Raw genomic sequence first — 20,193 nt, forward strand, 5'->3', positions numbered from 1 at the left:
CCTGTGTACGTAAACCGGTCGTCGGCGCATTGAGTTTTTAATTCCATCATTTAGCGTAAAACGGTAGTACGTTCGTTATAAATTTAGTAGCAGCTTTCGGTGCCAAAGCAGTCAATAGTGTTAAAACACCATCAAGATAAACGGCTCAAAGGACTTACTACGCCATTTGCGCCTTGCTGAAGAACATGAGTATAAATTTGAGTTGTTTTTACATCTGAGTGCCCCAGTTGGGCTTGAACCGTCCGGATATCTGCGCCAGATTGTAGTAAATGGGTGGCAAAGGAGTGCCTTAAAGTATGAGGCGTGATTGGTTTTGTCAAACCCGACACCAACACCGCTTGTTTGACCGCTTTACGAACGCAAGTAGGATGAAAATGATGCCTTCTTATTTCACCAGTTTCTGGATCTGCGCTAAGTTTATGAGAGGGGAACAAGAACTGCCAAGCGAGCGACTTATTTGCTGAAGGATATTTTTTGGCTAGCGCATGAGGCATCCAAACGCCGGCGTATTGCTCATTCTGAATATCAAGTCTCAGGTATTCATCAACCTGCGCTATTTGATTTCTAAGTAATGGAATTAGCTCCGTTGCCAAAGTTACGACTCGATGTTTTTTTCCTTTACCATTCCAGACCCTTAAACACTTATAATCGAAGTCGATATCTTGCACGCGAAGTTGTACAGCTTCCATGCTTCTTAGGCCACTGCCATACATCAAGCCAGCAATAAGATAGTAACGTTTGTTCAATCCTGACATAAGCAGCTTCACTTCATCCTGCGTCATAACAATGGGCAGTTTGGGTTGACGTTTACTTCTGGCAAAATTCAAATTAAGAGACAGTTCATTCTTGATAATGTGCTTATACAGAAACGATAGCGAGTTTAACGCAGTGGCTTGCGTGCGCGGTGACACATTTGCATTCAGCGCCAAATGTTCAAGGTATTGTTCCACTTCATTATCACCCATTGATGAAGGGTGACGTTTCCCGTGAAAGTGAATAAAGGCTGAAATCCACTTCAAATAAGTAGAGACAGTCCTTGGAGAATACTGTCTCAGCAACATGTACTCAGTGATATGGTTTAAGAGAGGAGACTTTGTTTTCATGACTTTTAATATTAGTGTATAAATATACAGTTATAGCAGCCTTTCCCCTATATTCAAGCAAACGACCCAATCGCGCGTTTGCATCCTGAAATTAAAAAGCTTTGTTTCCTTGCAGCTGTTACCTGTGTCGGCTTTCAGAAACTTGATAATAATGGCAATATGGATAAAAACGAGCGGTAGCTTGGTAGAAAAACGCGCAAGTTGCGCCTTATTAAATTGTTAGAGTGCACTGATGATATGTAGAAATTGCGGAGAATCACTTAATGATTCATCTGTTATTGATAAAGTAAAATATTTCGTATGTTCTTCCTGTGGTGAAGTAATCGAAGTAGATTTAAATATTAAACAATTAGGATTTAATATACTTCATCGAAAAGAGAGTAAGGGCATCCATGAAAGTTATTCTGCTGACTTCACTATTGATGGAAAATCCCTACTGACAACTTTAGTAACTAAGGCTGACGGCCACCGCGATTTTCTGGGCTGCTTCGCAAAAGGCTGGGACAATCTCAATAAGCACAGTTTAAAACAGCTTTTACTTCAACAACCGCCTGAAACTGAATCTGGTAGAAGCCTTATTTACGTTTGTCCGGAGTGCGCTGATATAGGTTGTGGTGCTTATGGATGCAAAATTTCTAAGGTAGGCGAAGAGTATATTTGGAGTCAATTTGCATATGAGAATGGGTACGAAGAACCGCAACCAATCAGGGACATCGACCCCTTCGTGTTTACTGCCACCGAATATGAAAATCTTGTCAACCGTGCGTTTGCACTCTAACAAGGCGCTTAAATCGCAATTGCCTTCGGCAATTGCTGGGACGCAAACGCGTGGCGGCTTCGCCATTATGCCCCACGTGCCTGCGCCCCTTATTTAAAAGTTAGCGGCCACGACGCAGTAATGCACAATATTCTGTACATGTGCTCATTTCCGATCTAAACTTGTACCATATAATGTACAAGTGGGGTGCAAAATGAGAATTGTCTCTTTTACCGAAGCTCGAAATGGTCTAAAAGCCGTTTTGGACAATGTAATCAACGATGCAGATACAACAGTAATCACTCGTCGTGACTCTGAAGATGCTGTTGTAATGTCATTAGATTATTACAACAGTCTTATGGAAACCGTTCATTTACTTCGTTCTCCAGCGAACGCTGAACACTTAAATCGTTCAATAGCACAGTTTAAAGCGGCAAAAACGACCCAGCGAGAACTTATTGATGAGTAACAGGTTGTTATCATGGACTGATGAAGCTTGGAATAGTTACGTTTATTGGCAGACTCAAGATAAGAAAACCTTGAGACGTATCAATAAGTTAATTTCAGATGTTAAGCGTTCTCCATTTGATGGAATTGGAAAACCGGAACCTCTTAAAGAAAACCTTTCAGGTTTCTGGTCCCGCAGAATAGATGACACCAACCGTTTAGTATATGCCGTGGACGATACCGCAATTACGGTTATCTCGTGCCGTTACCATTACTAGTAGGTGGCAGCTAACAATTAAATTAAGTCGCTCGCGGGCTCGCTGGGACACAAATACGCGGCGGCTTTGCCATTTTCGCCGCATGTTTGTGCCCGTTAGCTTAGCGTTGACTGTCCGCTGTTTGTCTAATGCCGACTGTCAGAACAAGTCGAAACCCTTTATTAAAAGTGACAGATTAGATATGAGCCACTACACCTTAATTAAGAATTTACGCACTTTAGAGTTGCATTTGCCTTTTAGTCATCATCATCTGGAGGCTGATGTCCGCTCCTGACCTGTCACGGTGATTTTCATCGATGTCTTTATGACGGCTTAAGTCAAGCAGACATTCAACCATGTGATTTCTATTTCTGACTTTGATCATTAGCGGTAATATGTATTTATATTTAGCTCAATAAACTTCCAATAGTTCTTCGACTTTAATCTTGGCATTGTCGATATCAAACGCTTTTGCGCCATAACCATGTATAAGTAGAGATTCAGGTAAATACTCATCAAACTTATCGATCGCCTTTTCGGGAATTGACTCTGCTAACTCATTCGCAGATATTGTGCCATCAGTCTGAAAACTCTTAAGTGCATTGATTACATCTTGTGAATCGGCCTTTTCAATTTCGATCACTCCTGCGAATGCTCCGGCAGCGAAACCCTTGCTGATCAGTACAGCAACGATAGTGTTTACAACTTTATCGCCAGCCCAGGGGAGGATCACAGTTCTATTACCTTGCTGAATAAAATTGTTTTTTACAAGGTTAGCTGTTTGGAAAAATTTAGCCGCTTCCTGAAACAATGATTGTGCAATCTCATCCGCAAACTCTATTCGGTGTTCGCCAACCTTTATTTTGTAGTCGCTCTCACTCAGTATTTTAAACATTTCTTGTCGAACCACATCATGAATCGCCATTCCAGCACCGCCAAATTTAGGTGGTTGCCCTCCTTTAGCGCGGTTGACAAATATTACCTTTTTTTCCACATCAACTAATTCAACCACCCACCTTTTTCCTGCAAAAACGATATGTTGACCTTCTAAAATCAAGCTATCTACAGGAAGTGTTCCTAAGGTTTTGCTGCCTGAAACAATTCTAAATTCTTCAGGTGTTTTAAATACGGCGTAAAAACTATAATGATTCGTTATTTTTTCGCCTGCATGCCCTAAAACTAGCTCTCCACTACCTAACTGAGTAATTAATTCAGTATTGCCCATATGGGACAATAAGCATTTAAAATGAGCGACGGTAACATGCTGAAACGGGCCGTCCTTACACAGTAAACTATATATTTGATCAGCTCTTATTCCTCCCCACTGGGCAGTTAACGCTAATATTTGATGCAGAAGTGTCGAGAAATGCAATAGTAAGGAGTCAGCCGGTTCATACCATTTACTAGCAACTAATAGTCTGACCATCGCTAATGACTGAACTAGCTCCAGACGTAACTTATCTACAATACTGGATTGCTTTGTCAGTTCGTTCTCGGTAATCAGCATCCTTAGAATACTTGCACCACCGCGCCTTCCTGACCGCCCCATTCTTTGCCTCAAACTAGCTATCGAATGAGGCGCTGTAACTTGCACAACTGAATTAACTTTTCCAATATCAATACCAAGCTCCAAGGTCATGGTACAAATTGCAGTAGTTGGGAGCTTTTCCTGCTGTAGCCGAGCTTCTAATGTTTCTCTCATTTCCTTTGAAAGGGAACCATGATGAGGAAAAAACTCATTTGGTACTGCGTTACTCTCACACATATCGGCCAATACTGCTGCAAGAATTTCAGTACGACTTCTGCTATTCGCAAAGACTAGATGGTTACCACCTCGGCAAAGTTCATATAAATCATTACAGACAAGCTGCTCAGCTCGCACGGCATCACCTACTGCTGTATTGGTCTCAATGTAGCCCTTGACCTGCATTTTTAGCGAAGCCGAAGATTGCGTTTGCTTGATTATTTTGCATGGTAATGATTTATTTGGCCTAAGAGAGAGTGGTACGGTCTCTAATTCGCCAAGAGTGGCACTTAATGCTGTTCTGGGTATAGGAGTTTTTAGGCGACCAAGTAAATGCTCTAATCGGTGAAGTAAACTCAACAAATGATGACCACGTTCAGTCCCTATGAATGCGTGAAATTCGTCAATTACAATATGTTTTAAATTTTGAAAAGCAGATTTAACCCAACCACTATCCCGTATTAATAGTGACTCTAATGACTCAGGTGTTATTAAAACGATGCCAGAAGGATTTCGTTTAAGCTTTGATTTCCGGCCTTGAGCACTATCACCGTGCCAAGGCGTAACTTGTAGGTCTAGTATATCTGCTAGACTTTCAAGCCTTCTATCTTGGTCGTTTATTAGCGCCTTTAGGGGACTTATATATAAGATCCCGACGCCCCGCTTATCCTCTGCAATAGTGCTTATCGCAGGTAAAAAAAACGCTTCCGTTTTGCCTGCTGCTGTAGAAGCGCTAATGAGTACATCAGTGCAACCAGTCAAGATAGGATCAATCGCTAGGCATTGAATTTCTCGTAGGCGATCCCAGCCCTGCTTAAAAATCCACTGCTGTACACGAAAATCCAGCTTCTCGTGTTCATCTATCATAATTTGAAATCAGCTAGTCCATCTTCTTCTGATTCGATATCAAGCTCAACATCCGATGGTTTCTCTTCCACAATATCAATTTTCGCAATCAAGCTATCCCATGAAATACTTGGATTTTGATCTATTACTGCGAGCATATCTAAAAAGGCTTTTATGGTATTTCTTGGAGTTCTGAAATAGGCTTCACCAATTGTTTTACTGCAATGTACTAAAAATGCCTTAAGGGATTCATCCGGCACTAAATACTGTGTTTCATCGCCAGACGCATAAACATGCCTCAGATTTTTCAGAAGAATAAATAACTCTTCAGGCGTCAAGCTAGCTAAATGTAGCGCAGGCGAAGAATAATCAATAACACCAGCTTGTTTTGCAAATGTATTACCAGCTAGGCGTGATTGCAGTGCTTCATAGCTATATAAGCCTTTTCTTGGGTCAAGTAAGAACTCAGGTGTTCCCCCGAGTAAAAAGCCTAGATACTCCGCAGATCCCTGCAAACAGTCATTTAATATTCTTAAGATCTGTTCATAGTTCGACACTCGCGCTTGAGTACTATTGAGTTTGTATAAGTTTACCATTTCATCGAGGTTAACCAATAAGCCCTCGTAGCCTGCCTGCCTCACGAATAGGCTCATTAGCTTTAAAGAATCGTAAAACGATGCATCAGAAATAATACCCCTAATCCCAAGATCTTTGCGTGCATCGGTCTTAGTTGCATATTCGGCTCTTAACCATTTTACTGCATTGTTTTTTAGCGTCTCATTGTCTGTTTCATGTCCAGTCCAGTAAGCTTCAATCACTTTAGAGAAGTCGTATCCTCCCACTAGTTCTGACAATGAAGATAACTTTTCTTGAATTACAGTGGTGATATCTTTACCGTTATTATCAGCTTCTTTTCGCGCTTCAGTAATGAACTTTTCTACTACGCTCGTTAAAGCATTACCGTCAGGCTTATTGCGAGTGGACATATTCCGCATGAGCTCAGAGTATAAATTCCTGGCTTGTCCAGATGATGCATGAACACGTCTATCCGGAGATAAATCAGCATTCACAGTTACCAGTTTCCGCTCCAAAGCTATAGCCCTGACAACACTTAAGAAGAAAGTTTTACCGGAACCATATTCACCAATAATTAAACGAAAAGCTGAGCCACCTTCAGTAACCCGATCTATATCCGCAATCAGAGCTTTTAACTCGTTGCCTCTGCCGACTTGTATGTGCTGTATCCCTACCTTTGGCGTAACACCGGATTTAAGCGACTGGATAATAGCATCTCGCTCTTTAGCTCTAATTTTTTTGGCTGCCATTACTATAACTCCCTTATTTCTTCGACTATTTCTTGATCGATGTATATTTCGCCATCATCTTCAATCACTGGCGCATCGACTAAATCAAACGCCCAATCATTAATGGTTTCGATTGCACCATCAATCATAAGATTAAGATCACCGCATATTCTAGCCACTTCATTACGGCTCCAGTGCGCTTGAGTACAGAGCTTTTCAAAAAGCTGGCTATGAGCTTGATCTAATCCATTAATATCATTTGAAGATTCAGCAAGTTTTAAACTTTCACTTTCATTATCTTCTTCAGAGGTAAATATCTCCTCTAGCATACTTTTCGCCTCTGTAGTTTGACTCTCATGAAGCGCTAAGATAGCTTCATCAATGGAAAATTCGGATGAACTTTCGCGGCCGGAAACTGATTGATGATTACTCGTAGTTAGTTGGTGTATATCACTCGATACTGTATCTTTGTCCAACCCTAAATTCGTATAGAGTTTCTCGATCTGTTTTACTTCTTTGTTATCAACATTGCCATCAGCAAGTGCTATAGAAATAATAAACCGCTTAACAAACTCAATCTCCTTTGCACCCAAGCTACTAAGTCGATTTTTCAAACCGGTATTGTCGGAGGGTGTCGCTAAGCGCCATGTCAAATATGCTTGCAAAGAGCGCTTTTCTGTATCTGTTAGCTTTTCATCATGCGCTATGAGCTTTCGTAACTCAGTACTTTCTGATTCATCAACAAAACCATCTATACTGGCAACCATCGCTCCTAACCGAAGGGCCACACCTACTTGGTTAAATGTATGACTGGGGATAAAACCGTTTTCATGACCTGGTGTAAACAACACGATTTTCCCATCTAACTTAAGTTTCGCGTGGTGATACTTTAAATCAGGAGCAACCCCAACATTCGCAAAGTTTGCCAGACTACAAATCAATTCACTTTCTTTTTTGTTGATGGCTTCTGGTTTCGGTAATCCTGTCTGTAACCAAAATTCGGCAACATCTGTCAATCCCTCATTTTCAGAAATAATAGTCTTTGCCCAAGCTTTAAAAGTTTCGACTAATGGAGAAGGCTGACTATTCGCGATGGCACTAGGAAGTAACATTAATGCTGCTAAGTCATCTTTGGTTGTGTCAGCTTTACCTAAATATCGACTGTAAGTTGCCAATTCCTCAGTAACTCTATCTGCGATAGGTATAAGCTTGTTAACCGGCCCTTTAGAATGCTCGGATCGGGTAATCCATCTAATGTTATCTTAACGGAAGGTATCCCGTTGTTCGCCGGGTAGTACTCTGCACTTAATTTAGTTTTATTAGGCTTAACAACCATACCGTCAGGGTACTTATGCTTGAAATAAATTTTAAACAAGGAATCAAATTCAACTTCGCAACGCCTAGCAGCCGTTCTTAAACTATATTGTTCGGTATTTTTAATCCACTCAAGCGCTAATAATTCATCAACAGTTTTTGTTGCGACTACTTGTTCTGCTAACCGAGACTTGAAAAGTAATGAATGACGTGTTGGGGGAAGTTCGTTTTTTCTACTTTCGAAAAAATCTGGTTTGAGCAAATACATTAGCTCAAGGAAGTTAGATGAATAACTGTAGAACGAGCGGCTTGATCTAAATGACTGATTTAAACGAAGCACTTCATTATATATATGCTCAAAATGAATTCTATTAGACTCTATCTCCTTGCTATTCTCTATCACAAAACGTTCGAGCCCATTGAAATAAATAAAAACGAATCCAATCGGCGAATTTTTCATATCTCTATCTGTTGCTAACCAGTCAAGGTAAGCCCCCGACATTCTTTTGATAATGAACCATAACTTGGCCAGTAGCCGAGTGTGTCGTCAATATAGAATCCAGATGCGTTATTTGATGGCTTTGCGGCAGGCAAAGAATCATTCACTAATGAAGGTTCTTGCGAATATTCACGCAAGGATTCCATTCGTTCCCCAACATATAGAAAACCTCTTAGCGTACGGCCATGTACCTTAACTTCCTGGTACTTTCCAATCCACGTCCCTTTTTTCCCTACCTTTACGAAATCGCTGTGGGATTTTGAGCTTTCAAAAATATTAAACGAGGCGAGACCGTCATCGGAAGCAGATGAACTAGAAGCATGTTCAACTCTTGAAGAAGAGTATTGAGATTGGCTTTTAAGTCGAGAAGCCAAACTTTCCAAAGCCTTTTGGGGAGTAGCTGATACTTTTGAACTTTCGACTGGTGCGTTACCTTTAGCCTTTTCCGTGCCTTCTACTATTTTGACTTCTTCACTCCGCTCAGATATATATGGCTTAATCCTATTCTCGCCTTTACCTTCTATGCGTCTGCTGTTGATTACCTGATTGTCCATATTTGCAGAACCAAGATTGACATCTTTTTGTTCTTTACAACCCTCGAGAGAATTTGAATCGGATAAGTGCACCTTTTCAGTTTCATAAACCTTTCTAATTGAAGTTTTGTTTAATTCTTTTGTTGGATTATCGCTAACTTTCTCAAATTCACTCCTAGGCTTAATTATTTCAGCTTTACGTTTAGGCTTTGCTAGAAGAAAAATAATAAATATGGCGAGAAGAACATATACAACTTCCATGTAAAAAACCTCTATGTTAGTCACCCAAACCTGTATAGTCGGTGCTAATGGTGAAAACTTGCTGTTACCTAAACTAACTGATTTGGCTTGATGAAGCCATACTCAAAACAAACGAAAAAATAAACCTAGTTCAGATGCGTATCACCATAGCTCAAAGTGTCCGCTATACCTACGAAGTTGCAACACGTTTGATGATGCAAGTATTAACAGTCTAATTTTCCAAGCCAAATTTGGTAATGAGTGATTTCATACTGTCTGGAATTGCTTTACCATCTTCCGAATATACCTCTAGTCCTTTAAGGAGCTCTTTTTCTGCAGGAAGCGCTAAGCGTTTTTCTTCGACGTGCTTTGTATCTAGATCCGTTATGAAAAAATACCTCCTATCAGACGAAATACTGACTAGTTGACCACGCTTATGCTCTTTAAGAATTACAATCAGTTGCTCAAGAAGTGAAACCCCTTGAGAATGCTTAACCAACCAGTTTTTATTTGCTTGGGAAAAAAATGATTCTTTTGAATGCCTTAATCTATTGAGCCTAACTACCTGAAATCTCAGATCGTGCTCTAATACATTAATGGCAGACTCATCACCAGATACGTAACACGCACTCTCGCACCCCAAACAGCCACTCAAAAAGTCATTGATGTGATTACATGGAGTAACTGCCAATTCTTGGGCGCACACACCTGTTTCAGTCAAGCTGGCAGGCAAAAAGTGTTTTGTTCGCAACTCTTCTGTTGTGATGACCCTAATGTCCTTTTTAGCGTCATTTAAATCGAGAGTAGCTACCAATCTGTCTGCTTTTTCTTTGTCTGAAGTGTGAATGTACTCAAGAGTTTGATTGATACTCTTTCGACCTGACCAAGTGGCAATAACGTTGATTGGAATACCACCTTTTTCTGCTTGAGTATTCGCAAAATGTCGTAAGGAATGAAGCCTAAGTTTCTGGTTTCCAAATCCATATTTGTAAAATAGATTACAGTTCTGTTGCTTTTTTCCGGGATTCAGGCGAGTTACAAAATGAGTCTTTACTTTAGAAAGTGAAAATATACTAAGAGGACTTCCTGCCATTCCTTTAGAGGAGCCAAAATTGTGCTTACCGGGTGATATACAAAATAGCGCGCTTTCCAAATCTAATCCTATTTCAGTATCTGTGTGACTGAGAGGAAAGGTTGGAATTGTCTCTTTGATAATTCTAACAACAGATTTTTGCACATCTTTGATCGTTGCAATTAACGGTAGATTGAGTCTTTCAGAAAAACTTTTGTTGAAAATGTCGCACATTAACAGCTTTTGAATAGAATAAAGTGTCTTTCCAGATTGCCCTGTTAAGTTAAGCACTAAATCATCAGGATGGACTCGTCCAATACTTTTACGGGTAACCATATCTGCTCTTTTAAGACGACGTTTTCTTTTGCTGCAATATCGTGGTAAGCCCCAGGACCAGCCTTTTGCGCTATTATTTGGGCAAATTTCATCTCGACTATTAAGTATCTCAATTTCATAGGTTACTGGGTAGAAACCCAGTGCGTATGCTACAGTAAATAAATTTGGAGGAAGGTGGAAATCCAGATTTTCCATTCTTTCTTTTTCAACTTCTAACCCATTCATAATGGATTTCCATGTTTGATTCATGTTTTTTAGGTAGCGGATAAAGTGTCTTTCTGGTGCCAAGTATTTATAAAAAAAATTAATCGCTTTCTTAACTTGAGGTACCAACGCTTTTAATATGTGGTTTTGATTGTCTTGATACCCTTTGCTGCCTGGCCAATCAAGATAGTAGACTTCGTTTCCATTTTTTGGCTGGATTACTTTTAGCTGTTGATTTGGTAAAAGTGGTATTTCGCCATTTAGCCTGTTAGGGGATGCCAGCCCCAGAAGTGCGGCGGTTATGGTCAAGGCATCAGGTATGTTTATACCTCCCCCAGAGTTAAGGTTACCGTCCTTATCGACATCATAAAAGACTTTAGTAAATATGTCTCCAAGTGCATAAATCATTGACTCTGAAGTCATTTTTAAGTGCTTCTGGCTTCTTGTGAAAGTGGCGTCAGCTCCTCTTTCTCTATCTGCGTGGATAGGGCGCTGGGCTCCTGAAAGCAGCTTATGCTTTTCACAAAAATCCCAAAAAATATTGGAGCCATCTATGCAGTTCCAAAAAACTAGTGGGATGTTATTTATGCCTCCAAGCTCTTCAGCCTTTGTAAGGATTTGAGCCGCTTTAGTAACTCTAAGCTGTTTCGAATTGTTGACAATGCTGGATGGTTGAACTTCTAACGCGTAGATTTTAAGGAGATATCCATATGGTTGACAGAGTATTTCAGATTCAATGTCTGCAGGCTTTCTGATAGCACTATCTTTCGCAACCCTATTGATGCCCTTCGCAGCTTTAAGAAATATGTATCTGTGCTGTACACCAGTTTGAATATCTTTAATATACCAAACCGGATCTTCCCAACTCGCTGTATTACTATCGATTCCTTCAACATTTACCGGAAGTTGTTTAGGGTAGCTTTTAACAAAAACATTCAGATTGATTGAATATTTGTTTAGGTCTTTCACGACGACTCCGACAGGCCATTTCGATAACGTTTGGTTTCATCACATACTGCTATCGTAAGCTTTATGAACGCTATGGCTTTCTCGATGCTATGTAAAGCGCCTGAATTAACACCATTTGATTGAAACCTAAGCATAAAATCACGTTTAGCCTCTGCACGCTCGAGAATCAATGAATGATCCGCATTTAAAAGTGGTCTGAAATTTAAGCAACCATAGCAAGGTATCGGTCTTACCAAGTGCGTTTTATGTTGACAGGTTTGACAGGTTGGTGCGCTTTTCTCCACGCCTATAGCTACACCCACCTCATCTTCAATTAATAAGTCTGTTTGCTTTAATGTAGTAACCGGATTAAATGCTTCCCTGAGCAATTCATTTGCTCCATAATTTTTATCAATAAACTGCCTCTCCTTTAACCCGAGCTGTAAGTATGCTCTGGCATTAGGTATCGTGACATTCGTAATTTTAGAGATATCGGAAAGTGATCTCCCTTGTATGGCCGCATTACATAACCAAGTGTGTCTTAATCTATTGTTTGTGCCTTGCGCAGTTCCATGCCTTTCCGAGAAGCCTTTTCCAATTTGGGCTTCGTAGCTTTTGATGTTGCTCTCGGATTGATGAAAAATGCTGGAGTTTTCTTGCTTCATTGCGTTATAAACTTTTACATCAGTTAACTCTGCCGTGAAAAGCTCATGTGATGGAATAATAGGGCAGTGAAGTATTAAGCGTGACGCTTCAGAAGCATGGCCTTTTACTCCCAGTTGTTCAAGATGCAAAGATAATCCTTTTAGGTAAATGGCTCGAAAGTTTAAAATCAGTAATGAGCAAGATTCACTGATAGGTATTGTCCACCGCTCAGGTGTAGCCCTCCAACTATTATCACTCTTGTTTTGTTTTATTTTAAAGCACCTGAAGTGAAGCGACTTTACACCTATATACGTCGGTTCTGCATCAACATTAGCATCACGAAAAGAGGTTCCTACAGGCAAAACATCACACCATTTCAGCATCGCTATCTGCCTGGGTCTTCTTGCTAGTTGTAGCATGAGGCGATACGCGACAACTGATTTAAAGTAACTAAATGCTCTCCTCTTTATTTGACCTCTGGGGCTGTTTCTTTGTTGATAGAAAGACATGTCCGTTGGTGGAGTGGTCGGTAGTTCAGCGCACAATGTTCTTACATTGTGAAGCAAAGAATCGTATTCGTAGTCGGTGAGGCGTCCTTTGGTTGGATGCAAAGCGTTAAAAATTTGTTTGTGTTTATACTCCTTTGTAATCTCGTGATACTCCATCATGTGTTTGTGATTGAGTTTCTTTACAGCCGTGCTAATGAACCCCTTGAGAGTTTTTCTAGTCGAGCTTTTGAGTTCATTCCATTTATTCTTGAATTCGTCAATACTAACTTTGTCGTTTGGAAAAGCGTCGATTAAAGCGAATCGCTGAGTTGATACGGTGGCCGCAGTTTTTGTTTCTGCGTAATGAATCAGCGTATCAATTAAAGTATCTCTTAATATTGGGTTAAATTTAAATGAGTTAAGCCATCCGACATCAACTGTGTTCCCTTTGCCGATAGAAGAGAGTACCCACATATCGTCACTAGTCTTAACAAATAATCCAGATTGACTATAGAACTCAGTTGCAACATCTATCTCTGAAGTAAAAGAAATCTGGTTTTTATTCTTTTGACCCATCAATCTTTTCCTGGTGCCTTGTCATTAGTTCGATTGCAATCAATTGCTCATGTTTGTCATTATAAACTCTCCCCATTTGCGAATCAGGCGCATGACCCATCGCGTTTCTTCTGAGGTCTTCTGTGTATTCTCTATCTAACCCTTTTTTCTTTGCTATTTCACTTAATCGTTCATTCCATTTATGTCTTAAGAGGTGAGGGTGAATTTTGAAATTCAACGAAGTTGAGACTCGAGAGAACATGTAGTTAACCATTTCTCTTGTGATAGGTAATCCAGCAGTTCCGTGACTGTTTTTTTCTGCAACAAAGAGAAAATCATGCTTTTTGGAAGCAGTAAACTTATTTCTTACATGGCTGATATAAAACTCTATATCCTTCATTAAGCTTGGTTTGATTCCAGACATATGAGATCTTCCAGTTTTCTTGTCAGGTCTATTGATACGAGGGTCGCTCTTATCATCAGGATAGGAGTACACTTTTATTTTGTTGTACTCATCATGAAATTGACAGTCTGATATCTTTATCTTACATACTTCACTTCGCCGAATACCTGCCTGTTCCATTATTGAGAGAATTAAATAATTTCTTAACTTAGATGACTTGAATGGGTTGTTTACATTGCTTGGAATTATAATTTGTAGGAATTGCTGATAAATATCATTAGGAATGACGCTTTCCACTAATTCGACTGGCTGTGCTGAACTCTTCGTGTTCGTATAGCTCTCTTTAGCCTTTAGCTTGCAACACATCGTTTCGAATGCATTGATGAGACCTTGCGGGGGAAACTGATCCCCATGAAAGTGACTGAACAAAAATTCTAGGTATTTTCTGAGCGTTCTAACTCGCCCAGAACGAGTCTCGACAGAGACTTTACAACTGTCATGGAGCGATGCAGCGATAGCGTTTCTGATATTTTTACTTTGAACGCTCGGAATTATAGATATCCTCTGCGTTCGCTCAAAAGAATCTTTCCTTAACATCAACTGGCCATAGAATTTACTGATTTCAGTTGAAGACAATAGTGTTCCAGCAGCTATTCTTTTCTCCAAATCGATTCCGTGTGATTCGAAGTATCCCAGCACAATTTTTAGCTCTTGAGCAATACGCTGTTTAGTAGAAAAAGACGCATTTAAAAAGACATCATAGATGAACGCATTTGCAAGCGGGTAAATCGGGATCTCATTTTCATCAACAAAAGCTACAAACCGTCTTGAACCAACTGGGTAAACACTTACTTTCATGGTTTACAGAATATATTTAATTGTTAATCGGTAACTCAAAAGTTACCAAGCTTTACTAAAACATTCAAAGGATAATAGGATAAAGCGTCAGAGTTTCTTCTAATGATGATTTAGAAAGAGCTTAAGAGGGGGATGTTGGTTTACAAAATATTTATTTATTATAATTTACCACCAGACAGACACACCATGATTTTGTCATTATGTTCAATCATGCCGAAGTCGGCTATGGCTTTACCCACATTTCGGCGAAGACGCTTCTGCAGTTTATTAAAACTGTATTTTTGTTTGCTTTGCGCACTGGTTAGCGCTTCTGGCTGGCCCGCCTGGGGCTGGTCGGCATGTTGACTCATACAAATTCTGTTCAGACTTTCAAAAGCCGTATTATACAAAATCAAGATGCCGAACGTCACCCTTAGCAGCAGTTAATTGCGAATGAATCAGGTTACCGGCGATTCAAAGCCATCGGGTTTAATGGCCAGCACATCACAGTGCAGGGCATCAATGACCCGCTCGGCGGTATTGCCGATAAACGCCGCCGACAAACCGACTCTGCCTACGGTACCAATAATCACCAATTCAGCATCCAGGCTATGGGCCATTTGTGCCACAACTTTTTCGGGTAGCCCTTCACGCACATGGCACTGTTCGGCCGGTAGCTCATAGCGGGTGCTGTGGCGATCCATCTCTTGCTGGTGATGCTTTTGTACAGCGTGATGATAGGCTTCGGTGTCGAACTCGGGAATTTCTACGGCAATACTCACCGGTGCATGAGGATAAGCATTAACCAGATGTACATTACCGGTCAGTAAACTGGCGTAATCTTTGGCAATATCGGTTATTTTATCATTAAGCTGGGCATGCTCAGGATCTTCGGTACCCACATTTACTGCGGCAATAATGTTGCCCTGGGGCGGCCAGGCATGGGCTTTTACCATCAGTACCGGAGTGGGACATTTTCTGAGTAAATGCCAGTCGGTGGGTGTAAAGATCACCGAGGCCAGATCATCGGCTTTACGGCTGCCTTTTAAAACAATATCGGCATCACATTCTGCCGCTGTGCGGATAATTGCTTCAAACGCGCGGCTTTCCCATTTAACAATAAGCTCTACCGGCCGCTCGGTATAGCGCCGGATTTCTTCTTCCAGCCAGTCACGCTGGGATTTTAAAACAGCACTGCGCATGGCTTCACGTTCATTGCCGGATAGCATGGTGGTCATTTCATAAGAAAAATCATACACCACCAACAACGCAACCAGGGTCGCGTCGGTTTTTTCGGCAAGCTCAAGAGCACGCGAAAAGGCGGGCTGACTATCAAGATCATTGTCAATCACCGCCATTATGGTTTGGTAGTTAATCATGGCTTTTCTCCCCCAAGGCTGATTTCACACAATTATAAGTGTAATACCATTTAGCGCTGACTTCCTGGTGCGGTAACAAAAAAGTATGTGGCACCGGCTTTAATACGCCATAAAAGGCTGGGCTGGCTGCTGTTTACCCGAATTGGTGCTGCTAGCTGGCTTGCCCGCGCCTTCATCAAGGCTATTTTTTTGAAAGCGGCTGAGCGCCCCAAAATGTCGGTGCTGCCCAGGGCCTCGCCAGTCAGAAATGTGAAAGCAGAAAACCTGCGCGGCTCAGACTGCTATGATCGATATCCCAAAGCCAGAATACCGGTGCTGTACGCCGGTTACACCACGTGTTAAGCGGCATCAGTCATTCGCCAGCCCGGATAATTTCAGCGCCAGCGCCATCAATCATGAAGGGTGAAGTATGGTCGCCGCGCAAGGGCGGGTAAAAACACTATTAATGATGGTGCGCAGGCAGGATCCCAGCCTGACCCAGAAACACAGAACCAACCAAAAACAGCGCATACAGGGCCAGGAATATGGCCACCGATTGTCTTAACCAGGGGCGCTGAAGTGAGCTGGCCAGCCAGGAAGCACCGATGCTGCTTGCCAACAGCGCCGGCAGGGTGCCCAGGCCAAAGCACAGCATGACTAATGCACCTGTGGTCGGGTTGCCACTGATCATGGACCAGCTTAGTGCGGAATACACCAGTCCACAGGGTAGCCATCCCCAAATCATGCCGTAGGGCAAGGCGGCAATGGGGTGACGAAACGGAATAAAGCGCTTAGACAGCGGTTGTATATGTTTCCAGATAACCGCGCCGGCTTGTTCGAGTTTACGTAAACCCAGCCACCACCGGCCCAGATAAGCCGCCATGGCAAGTAATAACAGGGCGCTGAGCACTTTTAATATCGGAAAGCTGCCCGGCACACCTTGGACCGAGAGCTGGCCCACAAAGCCTGCCACTGCCCCAAATAAGGTGTAGCTTAAAATGCGCCCGGCGTTATAGCTCAGGGTGTAGGGCCAGTGACTATGGGCAGTGGGGGTAGCAAAGCGCAAGGCGCCGGCAATACCCGAACACATTCCCACACAGTGCACTCCGCCGGCTAAGCCGATAAGAAGCGCGCCCATAAGACTAATCTCGGTCATTGAGCGCCTTACGTTCATCAGCCAGTTTTTTTTCCTGTTCGGACAAATCGTCGTCAAACAGAATGCTATAGCCCTGGCGGTCCAAATCTTCGAACTGTTTACTGCGTACTGCCCAGAAAAATACTGCAATGGCGATGGCGACGATGATTACCGCCAACGGGATCAGCACATAAATAATATTCATCCGGCTATCCTGATAAGACGCGTGGAATTGATGATTACAATGATACTACTTAACGACATTCCTACAACCGCCATCCACGGCTGCAGAACACCACTGACTGCCAGCGGCAGCACACAGATATTGTAGCCCAGCGCCCAGCCAAAATTTTGCCGGATAATACGGCGGGTTTGCTTACTGATCTTAAATAACCCGGGCAGTGCGCTCAGGCTCTCGTTTAAAAAAATAATATCAGCGCTGGCTTTGGCGATATCAGTACCATTACCGACGGCGACCGATACATTGGCCTGGCTAAGTACAGGAGCATCATTGATGCCATCGCCCACCATCATCACCTGATGCTGATGGTGTTGCATACGCTTTAGCGTGATGAGTTTGGCGGCCGGGGTGAGGCCGGCATACACAGTTTGGATACCAAGCTCGTCAGCGGTGGACTGAGCATTTGGCTGGCTGTCACCGCTCAAAATGCAACAGTGTTTGTCGTTAAGGGTTTGCAATACCTGATGCACGTCGGGTTTTACCGTGTCTGCAATATGCCAGGCACCGATAAGTGTATCATTACATGTCATCAGCACATTTGCGGCAAAGGGCAGGGTGGCATCGACCGTGTCGGTAAACCCGGGGGAGCCTATTTTATAATGGTTTTGCTGGCACGTGGCAGAAAGCCCTGAACCAGGATGGGTCTGCACTGTCAGTGGTGGATTAGAAGCCTGGTTCACAGGCTGAGGGTGAGTTATGTCGGTAAAAGCCATGGCCAGTGGATGCGACGAATGTTGCTCAATCTGACATGCCATAGACAACACCGCATCGGCGTCGTCGGGTTGGGCATACCAGGCCTGTACTATACGAAAATCACCCCGGGTTAGAGTTCCGGTTTTATCAAATGCGATAGTATCGATAGCAGCTAGAGTTTCAAGGATGTCGCTACGTTTAAGCAGTACCCCCCAGCGATTGAGTCGGGCCATCGCGCAGGTCAGGGCCGTGGGGGTGGCCAGCCCAAGCGCACAGGGGCAGGTGGCCACCAGAACCGCCACTGTGATCCACAAGGCCTCTGGGTTTCCCTGGGTGTACCAGTAACCAAAGGTGGCAGCTGCAATGAGCAGCACCATAGTCACAAAACCGGTGGCGAGTTTATCTGCCAGTACCGCCACCGCGGGCCGACTGGCCATTGCCTGGCTTTGTAAGCGCACAATCTGGCTGATCAAAGACGCATTGAGCGTAGCGGTGACCTTGATGGTAATGCTGTGTTCCCGATTTAAGGTGCCGCCAAATACGGTATCCCCGGGATGTTTGGCAACCGGAGTGGACTCGCCGGTAAGCATAGCTTCGTCAACGTAGGTACTGCCGCCAATGAGACTCCCATCTACCGGAATGATTTCACCGGCACGAATCAGGATACGGTCGTCACACAGCAGTTTTCGGGCCAGCACTGAGGTGTGTTCATGATCAGTGACTTTAGTCGCGGAAACCGGCATATATTTGAGCATATTGGCCGAGATCTGCATGGCCTGGTAGCGACTCTTATGTTCGATAAACCGGCTGAGCAACAATAAAAAAATAAACATGCAGATGGACTCAAAAAATACCTGGCCGGTTTGCTGCCAGGTGGCCCATAGCCCACTAAGGTAGGTGATCACGATGGCCAGCGTTATCGGCACATCCATATTGACCGTGCGCGCCGTCAGCGCTTTTACCGCACCGGTGTAAAATACTGAGCCGCAGTACACTACCACCGGGGTGGTCAGTAGCAATGCAATCCAATTGAAGTATTGTCGCATAACCGAGGTCATATTCCCCAGCCAGTCAAAATAATGCGCGGCCATGAGCATCATAACCTGCATCGTCATTATGCCCGCCAGCCCCAGTTTTTTTACAAACTGTTGCTGCTCGCGATGATAAGAGGCTTCGTGTTCGTCAGGCTGAAACGGAAAGCCCTGATAGCCGATTTTTTTCAACCGGGCCAGCAGGGTACTTAATCTGGTCTGCTGGCTGTTCCAGCGAAGTAAGGCCCGGCGTTGTGAGACATTCACGGCTATCTGCCTGACCCCGGCGGTTTTGCTTAACTGTTTTTCTATAAGCCAGCCGCAGGCGGCACAGCTGATCCCTTCAATGGTAAGCTCTATTTCCTGAAGATCGCCATCGTGATGAACAAAGTCCTGTTGCAGTTCCGGATCATCAAATAAGGCAAGTTCGGAGGGCATCAAGTCCGCGTCGCGGGCCTGGGCGGCAGGTTGAGTCCGAAACCGATAATAGTCTTCCAGACCATTGGCCACAATGGCCTGGGCGACTGCCTGACAGCCGTAACAGCAAAACCGGTGGGTCTGAGCCAGCACCTCGGCTTCAATAGCACAATTCTCAGGCAGGCGCTGGTGGCAATGAAAACAAATGTCCGGGGGCATCAGGGATTAATCGTGACCGGCTGTTTTGAGGGTAAAAATACCACTGTTTGCAGTTTCCAAACCAGATCGACCGGCTCTATGGTCACCCGCCATTTGCCAGTTATATCCTGTTTGATAAAACCCCGGTAAACGCCGTTGGCATCCCGGCTCAATAATACCGAAATGTCCCTTGAGGCCAGGGTGGTGTGGTATAGCGATAGTCGTATGGCGGTACCCTGGGCAGGCATACCGGATAAAAACGTTACCAGTACGACGCCCTTTTCAATTTGCAAAGAAGTACTGATATTGCGAACTTTGGCCTCCTGTTCACGGGCTATCGAGGCATTGATGGCGCGGCCTTCTTTATAATAGTCATCCACCACCAGGGTGTCCTGTGTATTTATTGCCAGATAGAGCATGAGGCCGCCCATTATCAATGTGACAAAGGGCACCACGATGAAAAACCAGGGCCAGAATTGTTTATACCAGGGATCGTGCATGATGGGCTATTTACTACCTGAGAATGAGACTACATTGAGAAAATTGAAGATGGCGCAGCTTCTTATAAGAAGCTGCGCCACGAACAGG

Annotated in this window: 15 protein-coding genes and 2 pseudogenes; 3 read left to right on the forward strand and 14 right to left on the reverse strand. The window is 43.1% G+C overall.

Translation table 11 applies throughout. From position 1 onward, the window contains the following. Positions 1-131: 131 nt before the first annotated feature. Complete coding sequence (locus IT774_RS07865; RefSeq protein WP_195812083.1) at positions 132-1,103, reverse strand: integron integrase; 972 nt, start codon at positions 1,101-1,103, stop codon at positions 132-134. Positions 1,104-1,335: 232 nt separating this feature from the next. Here IT774_RS07865 and IT774_RS17025 point away from each other — a divergent pair, with 232 nt between their 5' ends. The 3 genes from IT774_RS17025 to IT774_RS07880 all read left to right on the forward strand — a co-directional run bounded on the left by IT774_RS17025 (position 1,336) and on the right by IT774_RS07880 (position 2,585). Next, a complete protein-coding gene (locus tag IT774_RS17025; protein ID WP_218958957.1) occupies positions 1,336-1,881 on the forward strand; it encodes a hypothetical protein in 546 nt (181 codons plus the stop codon). Between the two features lie 193 nt (positions 1,882-2,074). After that, positions 2,075-2,329, forward strand: coding sequence for a type II toxin-antitoxin system Phd/YefM family antitoxin (locus tag IT774_RS07875; RefSeq protein WP_018982647.1), 255 nt, complete (start codon positions 2,075-2,077; stop codon positions 2,327-2,329). Beyond that, entirely contained in the window at positions 2,322-2,585 is a 264-nt protein-coding gene (locus tag IT774_RS07880; protein WP_195812084.1) for a Txe/YoeB family addiction module toxin, read from the forward strand. Before IT774_RS07875 ends, IT774_RS07880 begins: the two co-directional genes overlap by 8 nt. A 391-nt stretch (positions 2,586-2,976) precedes the next feature. Here IT774_RS07880 and IT774_RS07885 read toward each other — a convergent pair whose 3' ends face one another. The 13 genes and pseudogenes from IT774_RS07885 to IT774_RS07940 form a co-directional block, all read right to left on the reverse strand. Beyond that, the gene (locus tag IT774_RS07885) at positions 2,977-5,175 is read right to left on the reverse strand and encodes a DEAD/DEAH box helicase (protein WP_195812085.1); all 2,199 of its coding nucleotides are present in this window, start codon (positions 5,173-5,175) and stop codon (positions 2,977-2,979) included. After that, positions 5,172-6,479 carry an ATP-binding protein gene (locus tag IT774_RS07890; protein ID WP_195812086.1) on the reverse strand — a complete coding sequence of 436 codons (1,308 nt, stop codon included), beginning with the start codon at positions 6,477-6,479 and terminating at the stop codon, positions 5,172-5,174. Before IT774_RS07890 ends, IT774_RS07885 begins: the two co-directional genes overlap by 4 nt. 2 nt (positions 6,480-6,481) lie before the next feature. Continuing rightward, a complete protein-coding gene (locus tag IT774_RS17030; RefSeq protein ID WP_218958958.1) occupies positions 6,482-7,633 on the reverse strand; it encodes a tellurite resistance TerB family protein in 1,152 nt (383 codons plus the stop codon). Beyond that, a pseudogene (locus tag IT774_RS18015) lies at positions 7,609-9,065 on the reverse strand (TerB N-terminal domain-containing protein). The gene IT774_RS17030 and the pseudogene IT774_RS18015 overlap by 25 nt, the downstream one beginning before the upstream one ends. Before the next feature lie 211 nt (positions 9,066-9,276). After that, positions 9,277-11,625 (reverse strand): hypothetical protein, encoded by a 2,349-nt coding sequence (locus IT774_RS07900; protein ID WP_195812087.1) that lies wholly within the window; start codon positions 11,623-11,625, stop codon positions 9,277-9,279. Further along, entirely contained in the window at positions 11,622-13,313 is a 1,692-nt protein-coding gene (locus IT774_RS07905) for a hypothetical protein (RefSeq protein WP_195812088.1), read from the reverse strand. The genes IT774_RS07900 and IT774_RS07905 overlap by 4 nt, the downstream gene beginning before the upstream one ends. Then, a complete protein-coding gene (locus IT774_RS07910) occupies positions 13,297-14,553 on the reverse strand; it encodes a site-specific integrase (protein ID WP_195812089.1) in 1,257 nt (418 codons plus the stop codon). The genes IT774_RS07905 and IT774_RS07910 overlap by 17 nt, the downstream gene beginning before the upstream one ends. Positions 14,554-14,717: 164 nt before the next feature. Then, positions 14,718-14,903: pseudogene (locus IT774_RS07915) on the reverse strand (tRNA 2-thiocytidine(32) synthetase TtcA); the annotation flags it as partial. 87 nt (positions 14,904-14,990) lie between these two features. Then, positions 14,991-15,911 carry a universal stress protein UspE gene (gene uspE, locus IT774_RS07920; RefSeq protein ID WP_195812090.1) on the reverse strand — a complete coding sequence of 307 codons (921 nt, stop codon included), beginning with the start codon at positions 15,909-15,911 and terminating at the stop codon, positions 14,991-14,993. A gap of 442 nt (positions 15,912-16,353) precedes the next feature. Next, on the reverse strand, positions 16,354-17,046 hold the full coding sequence (locus IT774_RS07925; protein ID WP_195812091.1) for a sulfite exporter TauE/SafE family protein: 693 nt from the start codon (positions 17,044-17,046) through the stop codon (positions 16,354-16,356). After that, positions 17,033-17,230: a cbb3-type cytochrome oxidase assembly protein CcoS gene (gene ccoS, locus IT774_RS07930; RefSeq protein WP_195812092.1), complete on the reverse strand. Its 198-nt coding sequence runs from the start codon at positions 17,228-17,230 to the stop codon at positions 17,033-17,035. The genes IT774_RS07925 and ccoS overlap by 14 nt, the downstream gene beginning before the upstream one ends. Then, positions 17,227-19,626 (reverse strand): heavy metal translocating P-type ATPase, encoded by a 2,400-nt coding sequence (locus IT774_RS07935; RefSeq protein WP_195812093.1) that lies wholly within the window; start codon positions 19,624-19,626, stop codon positions 17,227-17,229. The genes ccoS and IT774_RS07935 overlap by 4 nt, the downstream gene beginning before the upstream one ends. Continuing rightward, entirely contained in the window at positions 19,626-20,105 is a 480-nt protein-coding gene (locus IT774_RS07940) for a FixH family protein (protein ID WP_195812094.1), read from the reverse strand. The genes IT774_RS07935 and IT774_RS07940 overlap by 1 nt, the downstream gene beginning before the upstream one ends. Positions 20,106-20,193: the final 88 nt, after the last annotated feature.

The organism is Salinimonas marina, assembly GCF_015644725.1.
GTDB lineage: Bacteria > Pseudomonadota > Gammaproteobacteria > Enterobacterales > Alteromonadaceae > Alteromonas.

What these genes read in the sequence shown, in the direction of transcription:
- IT774_RS07885 (WP_195812085.1), bottom strand. Translation starts at nt 5,175, where the DNA reads ATGATAGATGAACACGAGAAGCTGGATTTTCGTGTACAGCAGTGGATT.
- uspE (WP_195812090.1), bottom strand. Translation starts at nt 15,911, where the DNA reads ATGATTAACTACCAAACCATAATGGCGGTGATTGACAATGATCTTGAT.
- IT774_RS07935 (WP_195812093.1), bottom strand. Translation starts at nt 19,626, where the DNA reads ATGCCCCCGGACATTTGTTTTCATTGCCACCAGCGCCTGCCTGAGAAT.
- IT774_RS07910 (WP_195812089.1), bottom strand. Translation starts at nt 14,553, where the DNA reads ATGAAAGTAAGTGTTTACCCAGTTGGTTCAAGACGGTTTGTAGCTTTT.
- IT774_RS07880 (WP_195812084.1), top strand. Translation starts at nt 2,322, where the DNA reads ATGAGTAACAGGTTGTTATCATGGACTGATGAAGCTTGGAATAGTTAC.
- IT774_RS07905 (WP_195812088.1), bottom strand. Translation starts at nt 13,313, where the DNA reads ATGGGTCAAAAGAATAAAAACCAGATTTCTTTTACTTCAGAGATAGAT.
- IT774_RS07865 (WP_195812083.1), bottom strand. Translation starts at nt 1,103, where the DNA reads ATGAAAACAAAGTCTCCTCTCTTAAACCATATCACTGAGTACATGTTG.
- IT774_RS07875 (WP_018982647.1), top strand. Translation starts at nt 2,075, where the DNA reads ATGAGAATTGTCTCTTTTACCGAAGCTCGAAATGGTCTAAAAGCCGTT.
- ccoS (WP_195812092.1), bottom strand. Translation starts at nt 17,230, where the DNA reads ATGAATATTATTTATGTGCTGATCCCGTTGGCGGTAATCATCGTCGCC.
- IT774_RS17025 (WP_218958957.1), top strand. Translation starts at nt 1,336, where the DNA reads ATGATATGTAGAAATTGCGGAGAATCACTTAATGATTCATCTGTTATT.
- IT774_RS07925 (WP_195812091.1), bottom strand. Translation starts at nt 17,046, where the DNA reads ATGACCGAGATTAGTCTTATGGGCGCGCTTCTTATCGGCTTAGCCGGC.
- IT774_RS07940 (WP_195812094.1), bottom strand. Translation starts at nt 20,105, where the DNA reads ATGCACGATCCCTGGTATAAACAATTCTGGCCCTGGTTTTTCATCGTG.
- IT774_RS07890 (WP_195812086.1), bottom strand. Translation starts at nt 6,479, where the DNA reads ATGGCAGCCAAAAAAATTAGAGCTAAAGAGCGAGATGCTATTATCCAG.